Annotated in this window: 1 protein-coding gene; it reads right to left on the bottom strand. The window is 58.2% G+C overall.

What is annotated here, in order from left to right:
• Positions 1 to 310: 310 nt before the first annotated feature.
• Entirely contained in the window at positions 311 to 826 is a 516-nt protein-coding gene (locus D8U70_RS16750) for an Hcp family type VI secretion system effector (protein ID WP_007949952.1), read from the bottom strand.
• Positions 827 to 1126: the final 300 nt, after the last annotated feature.

Below are 1126 nucleotides of genomic sequence, written 5' to 3'. Positions count from 1 at the left end.
GCCGGTTTGTGCAGCAGGGTTTCGAGGTCCAGCGACGGCTGCTCACTGACCAGCTCCACCTCGAAGACAAAAGGCTGGCTGATGGCTTCCCGGCCGGTGAGGGTAAACACCTGAAAGTCGGCGGAAAGCCCTTCGATGGTCAGGGCAAAGTGGGTTTCATTGGCCGGCGCGAACATCCCTTGTTCCTCGTGCTGTACAGCGGCGCCCGTCGACGACCGCAAAAAAGCGGCTCAACGTACGCGAAATTCTGGAGGGGCGTAAACAACATCGACCAGCAGAGCTGGCCGATGCGTGTAACGGTCAGCCGTAATTAAACGACTGGAGCACGCCAGTCATCGGAACCCGAAGTACCGGATACTTCGTGGGTCCAGGTGATTTTGCGGTAGGTGAACTGCACTTCTTCCAGGTGGGTGAAGTGCGCGTTGCCTGGATCCTGGCAGTTGTGCATTTTGTTGTTGATGGCGACGATGATCGCGTCTTCCAGTTTGGTGGTGTAGTAGTGCTCTTGGGTGCCTTGAGCCGAAGTGCGGTACCACTGGATAACGATTTCGCTCATGCGCTCGCCGGAAGTCAGAGCTGCTTGCAGCAGTGGCGAAGCCTTGTCGTAGACCTTGGTGATCACAACTGGCTTGTGAACGCGCTGACCGGTTGGCTGACCGGATTGTGGGTCACGCGGGATGATCACGTCGTGGGTGAAAGCCTGAACCATGACCTGGTCTTCGTGGCCTTCCTGGTAGGTGTTGCCAACGGAGTCGGCGGTGAAAGCGCCGGCAGTGATCAGGCCTTGTTTTTCGCCGGTAACCGACATGTACGCTGGTGTTGCCATGGGGTGCTCTCCTTGCGGATAAAGTTAGGGTGCCCGGAGGCGAAATCGCCCGGTGGGTGGCTGAGAGTTATCAAGGAGCGTGCCAGGTTCTGCGCGGTACCCGGATGGCGGGGGCGCCACGGTAGTCGGTGATCATTCGGGGCGATTTTCAGCGGGAAAGTCGGGAGAAAGTGCGCAAGAAGTTGCGCAGTACTGCGCAACTTCTTGCGCACTTGGCTGCAGGGCTTACGCCGCTTGGGCTGCAGGGCAATTTACCCCTGAAATATTACGACCAACTGCGCAACTTCTTGCGCAGTTGGG

Source organism: Pseudomonas sp. Sample_20, from assembly GCF_004307585.1.
GTDB classification, from domain to species: Bacteria; Pseudomonadota; Gammaproteobacteria; order Pseudomonadales; family Pseudomonadaceae; genus Aquipseudomonas; species Aquipseudomonas atacamensis.
The sequence above is the reverse complement of the archived record's forward strand: the minus strand, read 5'-3'. Positions and strand labels throughout refer to the sequence as shown.

What these genes read in the sequence shown, in the direction of transcription:
- D8U70_RS16750 (WP_007949952.1), bottom strand. Translation starts at nt 826, where the DNA reads ATGGCAACACCAGCGTACATGTCGGTTACCGGCGAAAAACAAGGCCTG.